The organism is Ruegeria halocynthiae (assembly GCF_900106805.1).
Lineage (GTDB): Bacteria > Pseudomonadota > Alphaproteobacteria > Rhodobacterales > Rhodobacteraceae > Ruegeria > Ruegeria halocynthiae.
Window position 1 is genome coordinate 38,897 of the sequence record NZ_FNNP01000004.1, and the last position, 11,520, is coordinate 50,416.

General features: G+C 56.4%; 13 protein-coding genes and 1 riboswitch. Of the genes, 7 read left to right on the plus strand and 6 right to left on the minus strand.

Annotated features, from left to right (window positions below; genetic code table 11):
- The first annotated feature begins 17 nt into the window (after window positions 1-17).
- The 3 genes from BLU89_RS12470 (at window position 18) to BLU89_RS12480 (ending at window position 2,427) form a co-directional block, all read left to right on the plus strand.
- Entirely contained in the window at window positions 18-884 is an 867-nt protein-coding gene (locus BLU89_RS12470) for a branched-chain amino acid aminotransferase (RefSeq protein ID WP_074737171.1), read from the plus strand.
- Window positions 885-1,000: 116 nt separating this feature from the next.
- Window positions 1,001-1,951 carry an AraC family transcriptional regulator gene (locus BLU89_RS12475; RefSeq protein ID WP_074737172.1) on the plus strand — a complete coding sequence of 317 codons (951 nt, stop codon included), beginning with the start codon at window positions 1,001-1,003 and terminating at the stop codon, window positions 1,949-1,951.
- A gap of 110 nt (window positions 1,952-2,061) precedes the next feature.
- The gene (locus BLU89_RS12480; RefSeq protein ID WP_074737173.1) at window positions 2,062-2,427 is read left to right on the plus strand and encodes an SPW repeat domain-containing protein; all 366 of its coding nucleotides are present in this window, start codon (window positions 2,062-2,064) and stop codon (window positions 2,425-2,427) included.
- 475 nt (window positions 2,428-2,902) lie between these two features.
- On the opposite strand, the gene cobO is transcribed toward BLU89_RS12480, so the two are convergent.
- The 5 genes from cobO to BLU89_RS12510 all read right to left on the minus strand — a co-directional run bounded on the left by cobO (window position 2,903) and on the right by BLU89_RS12510 (window position 6,829).
- On the minus strand, window positions 2,903-3,502 hold the full coding sequence (gene cobO, locus BLU89_RS12490) for a cob(I)yrinic acid a,c-diamide adenosyltransferase (protein ID WP_074737175.1): 600 nt from the start codon (window positions 3,500-3,502) through the stop codon (window positions 2,903-2,905).
- A 58-nt stretch (window positions 3,503-3,560) separates the two neighbouring features.
- The gene (locus BLU89_RS12495) at window positions 3,561-4,496 is read right to left on the minus strand and encodes a DMT family transporter (RefSeq protein WP_074737176.1); all 936 of its coding nucleotides are present in this window, start codon (window positions 4,494-4,496) and stop codon (window positions 3,561-3,563) included.
- 53 nt (window positions 4,497-4,549) lie between these two features.
- The gene (locus BLU89_RS12500) at window positions 4,550-5,212 is read right to left on the minus strand and encodes an HD domain-containing protein (protein WP_074737177.1); all 663 of its coding nucleotides are present in this window, start codon (window positions 5,210-5,212) and stop codon (window positions 4,550-4,552) included.
- Window positions 5,196-6,296: a chorismate synthase gene (gene aroC / locus BLU89_RS12505; RefSeq protein ID WP_074737178.1), complete on the minus strand. Its 1,101-nt coding sequence runs from the start codon at window positions 6,294-6,296 to the stop codon at window positions 5,196-5,198. Before aroC ends, BLU89_RS12500 begins: the two co-directional genes overlap by 17 nt.
- Window positions 6,297-6,388: 92 nt before the next feature.
- Window positions 6,389-6,829, minus strand: a complete 441-nt coding sequence (locus BLU89_RS12510) for a 6,7-dimethyl-8-ribityllumazine synthase (RefSeq protein WP_074737382.1) — start codon at window positions 6,827-6,829, stop codon at window positions 6,389-6,391.
- 128 nt (window positions 6,830-6,957) lie between these two features.
- Window positions 6,958-7,156: riboswitch (FMN riboswitch) on the minus strand.
- Window positions 7,157-7,211: 55 nt separating this feature from the next.
- Between BLU89_RS12510 and BLU89_RS12515 the strand changes: the two genes are divergently transcribed.
- Complete coding sequence (locus BLU89_RS12515) at window positions 7,212-7,832, plus strand: FMN-binding negative transcriptional regulator (RefSeq protein ID WP_074737179.1); 621 nt, start codon at window positions 7,212-7,214, stop codon at window positions 7,830-7,832.
- 12 nt (window positions 7,833-7,844) lie between these two features.
- On the opposite strand, the gene BLU89_RS12520 is transcribed toward BLU89_RS12515, so the two are convergent.
- A complete protein-coding gene (locus BLU89_RS12520; protein ID WP_074737180.1) occupies window positions 7,845-8,291 on the minus strand; it encodes a c-type cytochrome in 447 nt (148 codons plus the stop codon).
- Window positions 8,292-8,780: 489 nt separating this feature from the next.
- Between BLU89_RS12520 and petA the strand changes: the two genes are divergently transcribed.
- From petA to BLU89_RS12535, 3 genes are read left to right on the plus strand one after another with little or no spacing between them, the layout of a single operon-like run.
- Window positions 8,781-9,365: a ubiquinol-cytochrome c reductase iron-sulfur subunit gene (petA, locus tag BLU89_RS12525; protein ID WP_074737181.1), complete on the plus strand. Its 585-nt coding sequence runs from the start codon at window positions 8,781-8,783 to the stop codon at window positions 9,363-9,365.
- A gap of 14 nt (window positions 9,366-9,379) precedes the next feature.
- The gene (petB, locus tag BLU89_RS12530; RefSeq protein WP_074737182.1) at window positions 9,380-10,711 is read left to right on the plus strand and encodes a cytochrome b; all 1,332 of its coding nucleotides are present in this window, start codon (window positions 9,380-9,382) and stop codon (window positions 10,709-10,711) included.
- Window positions 10,712-10,726: 15 nt separating this feature from the next.
- On the plus strand, window positions 10,727-11,515 hold the full coding sequence (locus BLU89_RS12535) for a cytochrome c1 (protein WP_074737183.1): 789 nt from the start codon (window positions 10,727-10,729) through the stop codon (window positions 11,513-11,515).
- The last annotated feature ends 5 nt before the right edge of the window (window positions 11,516-11,520 follow it).

Here is an 11,520-nt window from a genome sequence, read left to right on the forward strand (position 1 = left end):
GGTTCAGGAGAATTCACATGGCAGGGTATGACGATCGCGATGGTGTCATCTGGATGGATGGTGAATTGGTGCCATGGCGTGAGGCCAATGTGCACATTCTGTCCCACGCGATGCACTATGCGTCCTCGGTGTTCGAGGGTGAGCGCGCCTATAATGGCAAAATCTTCAAAAGCCGCGCGCATTCCGAACGCCTGATTGCTTCGGCCGAGGCGCTGGATATGCCAATGCCTTACAGCGTTGACCAGATCGAAGCTGCCAAGGAAGAGGCGCTGAAAGCCAGCGGTTTGCAAGATGCTTATGTACGCGCGCTGGTCTGGCGCGGATCGGGCGAGGACATGGGTGTGGCTTCTGCCAAGAACCCAGTTCGGATGGCCATCGCGGTCTGGCCCTGGGGTGCCTATTACGGCGACGCCAAGATGCAGGGCGCCAAGCTGGACATCGCAGAATGGAAACGCCCGAGCCCGGAAACCATCCCGGTACATGCCAAGGCAGCGGGTCTCTATATGATCTGCACCATTTCCAAACATAAGGCCGAGGCCAAGGGGTGCTCGGACGCTTTGTTCATGGATTTTAATGGCAATGTGGCCGAGGCGACGGGTGCCAATGTCTTTTTTGTCAAGGATGGCGAGGTGCATACCCCTCTGGCCGATTGCTTCCTGAATGGTATCACCCGCCAGACGGTCATTCAGATGCTGAAAGACAAGGGCGTCACCGTTCACGAACGCCGGATCAGACCCGAAGAGATGGCGGATTTCGAACAGTGTTGGCTGACCGGCACAGCGGCCGAAGTCACGCCGGTCGGGCAAATCGGTGACTACACGTTTGAAGTTGGCGATCTGACACGCGAAATCGCCGAAGACTACGAAAAGCTGGTCCGCGCGTAAGTTAATATCGTTTCGAACCCCCGCTCAGGCGGGGGTTTTGATTGCAGATCGTGTAAATGTGTATGCAGATCGTCCCACGATATGGACGTTCCTGCACGAGACCGTATTCTTGATCTATGTTGGATCTTCTCAGCGATATTCTCACCCGCCTGTCTTTGCGCGGTACGTTTTACTTTCGCACATCATTTACCCCTCCGTTCGGGATACAGGTGCCCGGATTTGAGAACGTGGCCCGCTTTCACTTTGTTCAACGCGGTGAACTGAAGGTTCATCTGTCTGCAACTGGCGAGACGCTGCGGTTAAGGCAGGGCGATCTGATCCTGATCCCCCACGGCGCGCCACACGCGTTGTTGTGTAACGAGGTCAAACCGTATGATGCTCTGCCGCTTGAGCAGGTGTTGGAACAGTCCGGTTATACTGGCGATGGCGTGCTGGTCTATGGCGGGGCGGAAGAAGAGCGTGATACGCAGCTGATCTGCGGCCATTTTTCGTTTACGGGACCCGCCGGGCGAAACGGAACCGGGCATATGCTGATTGACAGATTGCCACCTTTCATACTGATCGAAAATTACGGTGAGGACGCGGGCGCCTGGATCGAGGCGACCTTGCGTATGATCGGATCTGAAGTGTCCGGTGCCCGCATTGGCGGCGATCTGATTGCATTGAAACTGTCCGAGGTGCTGTTTGCGCAGGCGATCCGGGCCTATCTTGAACATCAAAGCCCCGATGATGCCGCGCTAGCCGGGTTCGCTGATCCGCGCGTCTCAAGGGCACTGACGGCGTTTCATCAATCTCCGGCGCAGGAATGGAGCGTCGCAACGCTCGCGCGCGAGGCGGCAATGTCACGCACTGCATTTGCCCAGCTTTTTGCCCAGAAGATGGGAACTACCCCAATGCAGTACCTGACCGATTGGCGGATGCAGATCGCCTGCCATGGGTTGACCGAAAGCCGTTGGAACGTGGCAGATGCTGCTGCCGAAGTGGGGTACGCCTCTGAGGCTGCGTTTTCTCGCGTCTTCAAGAAGCAGGTCGGTCTGTCGCCCGCCGCATATCGCGCAATGCACTGATCGTGCAACAATTCGAACGAACTGCAAGGTTTGGTAAACGATCTGGACTACTACGTTCAGCACATCGCTCCTATTCTTTGATCATCACTGATTGAAGAAAGGAAGCTGAAATGTCCCTGCGTTTTGTCACCCGCTCTGTACATGCGTATCTCGACTATCCGGTTGCGATTGCGCTGATGGTATTGCCTTTTGTTCTGGGGCTTGGCCAGTCCAACCCGATGGCGCTCTGGCTGTCCGTGGTTACGGGAGTGGCCGCCTTCGTGTTGACCGTTTTGACAGATCATCATCTCGGAATTTGGCGGGTGCTACCTTACAAGTTCCACCTCGCCGTAGACCTTCTAGTCGGCATCACGTTCCTGATGGCGCCCAGCCTGTTCGGATTCTCGGGAATTGATGCGCTGTTTTACTGGTTGAACGGGGCCGCAGTTGTCGTGGTTATCTCGCTCAGCGCGCCGGAAAAGGGCGTTATGGTCTGACCGAACACCAGATCTGCAAATCACTGATGGGCCGTGCGGAATTCTGGATGGCCCCTTCATATCACGCTCTAACAAAGCAATTTGTGCCGTATGGGCTGGCTATGATTTAGCAGATTTTCAGGCTTGAAAATTCCGACAAAAACCATCAGATATAACGCAACGCCAGATGACGAACATCAAGCATCAGGTTCCGGGGCGATCTGTGGGCTTAGCAATTGCAGATGTGAAGGCCTGCCATCGTCCCGGAAACGACCAATGGGAGGCCGCGCTTGCGCGAACGTTTCGAAGAATTGATGGCCGACTCTTGCTGCGCTTCGCGTGATTGCGACGCACTGACATCGGACGTCGCAGCCTATTTCGACCACAAAACCTGTAATGCCGAGCGCTGTCGGGCACTTGAAGAGAGCGCAGCCGCAAAGCCACAGCCTGTCAGGCGCAATTCAACGCGCGCGCTGCATGAGGGCAGCTTGCGGGATTAGAAATCGACGCCGCGCTGGGCTTTGATACCGGCCTGAAACGGGTGTTTTTCTTCGGTCATCTCTGTCACCAAATCCGCATAGTCGCGTAAGGCCTGCGGGGCATCCCGACCGGTCAGGAATACGCTGGTTTTATCTGAGCGCGCCTGAAGCCCCTCAATAACAGTCTCTACTGAAATGTATTCGTAACGCAGGGCGATGTTGATTTCGTCCAGAACAACCAGATCGTATTCGCCGCTATTCATCAGATCACACGCTTTGTTAAAAGCCGCGGTCGCAGCAGCGATGTCGCGGTCTCGGTCCTGCGTGTCCCAGGTAAAGCCTTCGCCCATTGTGTGCCAGGTGACGAGATCGCGTTCTTCAAAGAACCGGCGCTCACCCGTTTTCCATTTGCCCTTGATGAACTGAACCACGGCCACCTTCTGACCCCAGCCCAAGGCCCGGATCACAACACCAAAGGCAGCCGAGGATTTGCCTTTGCCTTTGCCGGTGTTGATCAGTACCAGCCCCCGGCCGGGATCAACTGCTTCCGAGACTTTCTTACGGTGCTTGGTCTGCACCTCTTGCATCTTCTCTTTGTGATTCTGTGCGTCGCTCATCAGGAAACCTCATCGGAGTATCGCGCCCCAAACTAGGGGAAGTTTGCAAAAGGTAAAGTCACGCTTTGGGGTCAGTAACGGACCGCGCCTTGGTTCGATCCAGACCAAGCTGACGCTCGCGCAGGATCACCACGACGTTGCCGGCAATCACAAGCGCCGCACCGCCCAGCATCACCAGGGTTGGAAGCTCATCGAACCAAATATAGCCGATGATGATGGCGAACAGCATTGTTGTGTAATCATAGGGAGCCAACATTGAGGCTTGGCCAAACTTGTACGAGGATGTCACCAGAATCTGTGCTACTCCGCCGATCAAACCGATTGTCACCAGCAATGCGGCTTGTTCCCAGCTTGGGATAACCCAGCCCCAAAAGACCGTCAGACCCGAAAGCAAGGTCGCGGTGAGAGAGAAATAGAATACGATCGCAGCGGGGTGATCCACCTGCACCAATTGGCGAATATGTATCTGTACAAAGGCGCGCGCAACGGTTGCTGCCAGTACGCACAGCGCGCCGATTGTTGCAGCTGTCTCAGCGTTTCCCGATCCAAGTCGCGGCCAGATCATGATCACTACGCCGACAAGGCCAAGCGCAACAGCACCGATACGGATCATGCGTATCCGCTCACCCAGCATGAACGCAGCCAGAATCAGCGTAAAAATGGGGGTGGCGTAGCCTATGGCCGTGACCTCGGGTAACGGCAACAGGCTGAGGCCGGTAAAGGTCAAACCCATGGCCGAGGTGCCTAAAACGCCGCGCCAGAAATGGCCCATGGGCTTTTTGGCGATAAAGCCTTGCGCCAGTTCTCCGCGCCAGATCAGCCAGGCGATGATGACCGGAATAGCGAATAGCGAGCGAAAAAACACCATTTCCCCAGGTGGGAAATCCGCTGAAAGTGCCTTGACCAAAGCGGACATAACCGTGAACAGCACAAGCGCACCGAGTTTCAGCGCCACGGCAAGCGCCGGACGATGCGATGTTAAGGATTTCGCCATGGCGCGACCCTGCGCTTTTGTGTGCAAAAGATCAACAGGTCGAGAGGCTTGCGTCAGAGATTCGCCCAATCAGGTGGAAGCGGAGTGTCAATCTCTTTGGACAGGTCTTGCAGAAACCGGATCATGCGCGCCGAACGCTCTTTAGCAACGACCTTGCCCTTGGTGGTAAGCATAACGTTGGGAAGCTTGAGTAGCTTGATCTTCCAGTGATCGATCGAGAACCGTTGATCATCCATTGGTCGAGAGTCACCGAATGGATCGGTCGTGTCATACAGCGCTCGTCCCAATGCGCCCGACACAGAGAATGTGCGCGCAATGCCAATCGCACCAAGTGCATCCAGGCGATCCGCATCCCGAAGGATACAAGCCTCAGGCGTTTCAGGGTCGATATTGGCGGAATAGCTGTGCGCCGCAATGGCGTGTTGCGTGGCGCGAGTTTCAACTTCGGTAAAGCCAAGTTCAGCAAGAATAGGCTCTGATTTAGTGGCCGATTGTTGTGAGGCCAGATGCCGGTTTGGATCGTCTTTGGGTAAGTTGACCAAATCGTGCAGATAACTTGCTGCCAACAAGACGCGCTGGTTGCTGTGCACATCTGCTATTGCCTGAGCGTTCAGCCAAACCCGATCAAGATGTGCAAGATCATGCGCCGGATCGATCAGCATTCGCTGCGTGACGACCGCCCGAAGCCTTGCACGCAGATCAGCCAATCTGTCCACGGTTCTCGCCAATCTGGCCCCGGTGCAAAAGCAGGTGATCGAGGATCACGCAGGCCATCATCGCTTCGCCTACAGGCACGGCGCGGATACCTACGCAAGGGTCGTGGCGTCCTTTAGTGATAATCTCGGTCTCTTCGCCGGATTTGGTGATTGTCTTGCGTGAGGTCAGGATAGACGAGGTGGGTTTGACCGCAAAGCGGACTACAACATCCTGTCCGGTGGAAATTCCGCCCAAAATGCCTCCCGAGTGGTTCGAGCTGTATTGCGGGCCATTCTGACCCATAAAGATTTCATCCGCATTGGCATCACCGGTCAATTCTGCAGCCGCCATACCCTCGCCTATTTCCACGCCCTTGACGGCGTTAATCGACATCATCGCAGCCGCAAGATCAGTGTCTAACTTGGCGTAAATTGGTGCTCCCAGCCCAGCGGGGACACCGCGTGCGACAACCTCGACAACCGCGCCGACCGAGTTCCCTGATTTACGCAAGTCATCGAGATAAACTGCCCAATCCTCAGCGGACTTGGCGTCCGGTGTCCAGAATGGATTCTGTTCGATCTGCGACCAGTCGAAATTAGAGCGATCAATTTTGTGAGGACCGATCTGGGTCATATAACCGGTGATCTGCACATTCGGGGCGATCTGCTTGATCGCCTCGCGCGCCAACCCTCCGGCGGCGACGCGCGATGCGGTTTCGCGTGCTGAACTGCGCCCGCCACCGCGATAATCACGGATCCCGTATTTCTGCCAATAAGTGATATCGGCATGGCCTGGACGGAACTTGTCCACGATGTCGCCGTAGTCTTTCGAACGCTGATCGGTGTTTTCGATCAGCAACTGAACGGGCGTACCGGTGGTCTGACCTTCGAAAACCCCAGACAGGATTTTTATCTGATCCGGCTCGCGCCGCTGGGTAGTGAATTTGTTCTGACCTGGTTTGCGCTTGTCCAGCCAGTGCTGAATCATGGCCTCATCAACCTCAACACCCGGAGGGCAGCCATCGACGGTGGCCCCCAAGGCAGGACCGTGGCTTTCACCCCAGGTGGTGACGCGGAAAAGGTGTCCAAAGCTGTTCATCGACATGGGGCGTGCTCCTTTGCGGAATGTGATTAGCGGGCGTAGGGCTTGGCCTCAAGCGGATTTGCGGTCGGGGTGCGATCCCCGACCGCTTGCAGTTACGCCGCAGCGGCGATGTGCGCGCGGGTTTCGGTGACTTTCAGTGCGGCCTGCGCGGCCTCTCGCCCCTTCTGCACAAAGTGATCCCGGTAGATGGCGTTGTGGTGGTCGGTTTCCTGATACTGATGCGGGGTCAGCGAGACTGACAGGACCGGGACACCGGTGTCCATACCCGCACGCATCAGTCCATCGACCACGGCCTGAGCAACGAAGTCGTGCCGGTAGATGCCTCCATCTACCACAAAGGCCGAACAGGCGATGGCTGCGTACCGGCCGGTTTGAGCCAGATCACGCGCGATCAGCGGCATTTCAAACGCGCCGGGGGCGTCGAAAATGTCGACCTGATCGGCGGGGATGAGCTCCAGAAACCCATCCAGCGCGCGATCCACGATATCAGAATGCCAATTAGCTTTGACGAAAGCATAGCGGGTGTGTGTCATCATGATCTCCTTTCAGTTTGGTGGCCGGATGGCGGTTGCGAAACTGGTTTCCACTTTCGCTGCCAGCACGGCATGACACTTCACCCAAGGCGATCACGAGCAGTCGCACCGTATCACCGGTGCGGCTTGCACGTTCTCTTTCATCCGGACTGTAACCGTCGGCTCTGGCCTCTCACCAGATCTGCTGACACCTTTCCATGGTTCCACGATCAATCCGAAAACCGGTTCCCACTTTTCGGATCGTGGAGACGGCGAGGCCGCTCGCGGGCTTACGGTTCAAGCCCGCATACCGCCGGTGGGGAATTTCGCCCCGCCCTGAGAACGAGCCGGACCTTGCCAAGCGGACACGGTTTCTGCAAGAGGATTCCGCAGGAGGACCAACATGCACCCCAACCCAGCCTTTCGGGCCGAAGCCAGGTCACGCCATATCGATTTTGCCCGTGACCGCGCCTTTGGTGTTCTGGCGGTGTCGACGCCGAATGCGCCATTGCTAAGCCACGTTCCATTCTTGCTGAGCAAGGATGCCGCATGGGCGGATCTGCATCTGGTGCGATCAAACCCGATCGTGCGCCTGTTGAAGCAGCCGCAATCGGCGCAGATCGCCGTTTCGGGGCCGGATGGATACATCTCGCCCGATTGGTATGGGGTCGATGATCAAGTCCCGACCTGGAACTATGTGGCGGTGCATCTGACTGGCGTTCTCGAAATGCGCCCCGCCGAAGAACTGCGAAGCCTGTTGGATCAACAGGCCGCTGATTTCGAGAACCGTCTGTTGCCAAAGCCGCCATGGCTGGCGTCGAAGATGACACCGGATGCGCTGGAACGGATGATGCGGATGATCGTGCCATGCCGCCTGAATATCTCTGACATCAATGGCACCTGGAAACTGAATCAGAACAAGTCTGATGCCGCGCGCCAAAGCGCCGCCGATCACGTGCAATCCGCTGGAATTGGCACTGAGGTCCCGAAATTGGCCTCTCTCATGCGCGAGGCCATCAGTTAAGAGGCACCTGTTTTACTGCGCCGTAAAGGTGGTAAGATAGGCGGCAATATCATCCGCTCCTTTCTTCAGCTTTACACTCATGTTCGGACGGGCAGTTTCATCGTTCAGATACTCTTTGATGAAACCAACGGGATCCTGGGAATAGGCGGCGATGTTTTCTTCTGTCCAAACCAGCCCATCCTGACCGGCGCGGATCATGTCATCGGTAAACATGCCGATGGGCAGACGCTCGCTTCCGTTTAGATAGTCGTTCTCAGTCCCGGCGACTCGACCAACCACGCCATAGAGATTCGGCCCTGTGATACCGCCTTTGACCAAAACTTCGCCATCTTTGATGATCGCGTGACAGGATGAACACCTGTTATAGAGCTGCTCGCCCTTCGCCGGATCGCCGGCCGCAATGGCTTGCGCTGAGGTCAAAAGCGAAATGAGAACTGCGATTGCTGCAATCTTTGGCATTGGAAAGCTCCGGCTGAGAGGTGATCTGTTTTGGCCTTTCAAGTATTCCCGTTAAAAGTTCAATCTGTTTTTTGCTGTACTCTAAGATTCTGAAATATCTATTTTATATTAATAATTTAAATGTGACGTAATCGCGTTAAATTAGAAATTTAGGAGGTCAAACTGTGACGGAATTTCGGGTAATATCAGCCATTCCATCATGGCGCGCGCTTAGTTCGGCCTAGGCCTCGACGGAGGCCGGCAGATGCCGAATCACACCCTCTCTGTGTCTCGCCAGTGAGATGCCCTGAGGGGCAAAATTCTGCATTAGATATTGAAATTATACCCCTTCACCGTGACATGATTGCTTAGATGCGGCGTATTGCGCGTTTAAGACCGCTGGACGAACTCTATTCTCCCCGATAGATACCCCCTCTAAGACGCCGCAGTCCATGCGGTGCGCGAGCTATATGCCCGTTCGCGGGCGCCAGACAATTCGGAGATAACCTCGTGTCCCACGCTGAAGACCACGAAGGCACCCGCAGAGATTTCCTCTACTACGTCGCTGGCGGCGCAGGTGTCGTTGCGACGGGGGCTGCCGTTTGGCCCCTGGTGAATCAAATGAATCCCTCGGCAGACGTTCAGGCGCTGTCCTCGATCCGCCAGGATGTCAGTGGGGTTGAGCCGGGCACGCAGCTCACCGTGAAGTGGCTGGGTAAGCCTGTGTTCATCCGCCACCGTACCGGTGCTGAAATTCAGGAAGCACAAGAGCAAGATGCCGAAGGCGTCGATGCATTGCCCGATCCGCTGGCGCGCAATTTCAACCTGAACGCCGACGCACCGGCCACTGACGCAAACCGCGTTCTGCCTTCACCCGAAGGCGAAGCACCCGGAGCGTGGATCGTGCAGATGGGCGTTTGCACCCATCTGGGCTGTGTTCCGCTGGGCGACGCCGGAGATTTCGGCGGCTGGTTCTGTCCCTGCCACGGCTCGCACTACGATTTGTCCGGCCGTATCCGCAAAGGCCCTGCGCCTGAAAACCTGCCCATTCCGCCTGTCGAATGGGTTGACGCCACCACCATCAAACTCGGCTAAGGGAGACCCAACTTATGTCCGGCATTCCCCACGATCACTATGAGCCGAAGACAAATGGAGAGAAGTGGCTGAACAGCCGTCTGCCCATCGTCGGCCTGCTTTATGACACCCTGATGATTCCCACCCCCAAGAACCTGAACTGGTGGTGGATCTGGGGCATCGTTCTGGCGTTCTGCCTGGCGTTGCAGATTGTAACCGGCATCGTTCTGGTGATGCACTACACCCCGCATGTTGATCTGGCCTTTGCCAGCATCGAGCACATCATGCGCAACGTGAATGGTGGCTATATGCTGCGCTACATTCACATGAATGGCGCGTCGCTGTTCTTTGTTGCGGTTTACATCCACATCTTCCGCGGCCTGTTCTACGGTTCGTACAAAGCCCCGCGTGAGATCACGTGGATCATCGGGATGCTGATCTACCTGATGATGATGGGCACCGCCTTCATGGGCTATGTTCTGCCCTGGGGTCAGATGTCCTTTTGGGGTGCGACTGTGATCACCGGCCTGTTTGGCGCCATCCCATTTGTTGGTGAAGCGATCCAGACCTGGCTGCTGGGCGGACCCGCGGTGGACAACGCCACGCTGAACCGCTTCTTCTCGCTGCACTACCTGCTGCCCTTCGTGATTGCGGCGCTGGTGATCGTGCATATCTGGGCCTTCCACACCACCGGCAACAACAACCCCACGGGTGTTGATGTCCGCAAAGGTTCGAAAGCCGAGGCCGAGAAAGACACCCTGCCGTTTTGGCCCTACTTCGTGATCAAGGATTTGTTCGCGCTGGCTGTCATTCTGGTCGTGTTCTGGGCCATCGTCGGCTACATGCCGAACTATCTGGGTCACCCGGACAACTACATCGAAGCCAACCCGCTGGTTACGCCTGCGCATATCGTTCCCGAATGGTACTTCCTGCCATTCTACGCGATCCTGCGGGCCTTCACCGGTGAGGTCTGGGTTGTGCAGTTCGCCAGCTTCATCACCGGCGGTATTGTCGACGCCAAGTTCTTTGGTGTTCTGGCGATGTTCGGCGCGATCCTGGCAATGGCTCTGGCGCCTTGGCTGGACACATCAACCGTGCGTTCGGGTAAATACCGCCCGATGTTCAAGTGGTGGTTTTATCTGCTGATCGTCGACTTCTTTGCCTTGATGTGGCTGGGTGCGATGCCCGCGGAAGAGCCCTATGCGACCTTCTCGCTTATCGCGTCCGCCTACTGGTTCGCCTATTTCTTCGTGATCCTGCCGATCCTGGGTGTCATCGAGAAACCCGAGGCCCAGCCGGAAACCATCGAAGAAGACTTCAACGCGCATTATGGCAAGGCTGACGCCGACGCCACGCCGGCCGAGTAAGAGGGACAAAGACCAATGTTCAAGAAACTTGCAATCGGAGCCGCGTTCGCCCTGGCCCTTGCACCCGCCTCGACCTTTGCGGCAGGTGGCGGTGAGCAACACATCGAAGACTTTGACTTTTCGTTCGAAGGGCCGTTTGGCACCTGGGATCAGAACCAACTTCAGCGCGGTCTGCAGATCTATACCGAGGTCTGCGCGGCTTGCCATGGTCTGCGGTACATACCTCTTCGGACGTTGGAAGACCTGGGATATTCGGAAGAACAGGTCATCACCTACGCAGCCGACAATTTCGAGGTGTTCGATCCCGAGCTGGACGATTTCCGCCCGGCCATTCCAACCGACCACTTCCCGGCCAACAACGGTGTTGGTGCACCTGACTTGAGCCTGATGGCCAAGGCGCGTGCGGGCTTCCACGGGCCTTACGGTCTGGGCATCAACCAGTTGGTCAAAGGCATGGGTGGTGCAGAGTATATTGCTTCGCTTCTGGATGGCTATACCGGCCATGAGAAAGAAGAAGCAGGCACGATCCTGTACGAAAACACCGCCTTCCCGGGTGGTTGGATTTCGATGGCACCGCCTCTGTCCGACGAGCAGGTTGATTTTGCTGACGGTCACTCCAACTCCGTTGAGCACATGTCCGAAGATGTTGCGGCCTTCCTGATGTGGACGGCGGAACCGAAGATGATGGATCGCAAGAATGCCGGTTTTGTCGGCGTCCTGTTCCTGACGGTCCTGTCGGTGCTGCTATACTTGGTGAACAAGCGCCTGTGGGCACCTCACAAAGGCAAAGCCCGCAAGGACTAAGATCC

Excerpts from the sequence above, each read along its gene's own strand:
- BLU89_RS12470 (WP_074737171.1), top strand. The coding sequence starts at position 18 with ATGGCAGGGTATGACGATCGCGATGGTGTCATCTGGATGGATGGTGAA.
- BLU89_RS12475 (WP_074737172.1), top strand. The coding sequence starts at position 1,001 with ATGTTGGATCTTCTCAGCGATATTCTCACCCGCCTGTCTTTGCGCGGT.
- BLU89_RS12480 (WP_074737173.1), top strand. The coding sequence starts at position 2,062 with ATGTCCCTGCGTTTTGTCACCCGCTCTGTACATGCGTATCTCGACTAT.
- cobO (WP_074737175.1), bottom strand. The coding sequence starts at position 3,502 with ATGAGCGACGCACAGAATCACAAAGAGAAGATGCAAGAGGTGCAGACC.
- BLU89_RS12495 (WP_074737176.1), bottom strand. The coding sequence starts at position 4,496 with ATGGCGAAATCCTTAACATCGCATCGTCCGGCGCTTGCCGTGGCGCTG.
- aroC (WP_074737178.1), bottom strand. The coding sequence starts at position 6,296 with ATGTCGATGAACAGCTTTGGACACCTTTTCCGCGTCACCACCTGGGGT.
- BLU89_RS12510 (WP_074737382.1), bottom strand. The coding sequence starts at position 6,829 with ATGACACACACCCGCTATGCTTTCGTCAAAGCTAATTGGCATTCTGAT.
- BLU89_RS12515 (WP_074737179.1), top strand. The coding sequence starts at position 7,212 with ATGCACCCCAACCCAGCCTTTCGGGCCGAAGCCAGGTCACGCCATATC.
- BLU89_RS12520 (WP_074737180.1), bottom strand. The coding sequence starts at position 8,291 with ATGCCAAAGATTGCAGCAATCGCAGTTCTCATTTCGCTTTTGACCTCA.
- petB (WP_074737182.1), top strand. The coding sequence starts at position 9,380 with ATGTCCGGCATTCCCCACGATCACTATGAGCCGAAGACAAATGGAGAG.
- BLU89_RS12535 (WP_074737183.1), top strand. The coding sequence starts at position 10,727 with ATGTTCAAGAAACTTGCAATCGGAGCCGCGTTCGCCCTGGCCCTTGCA.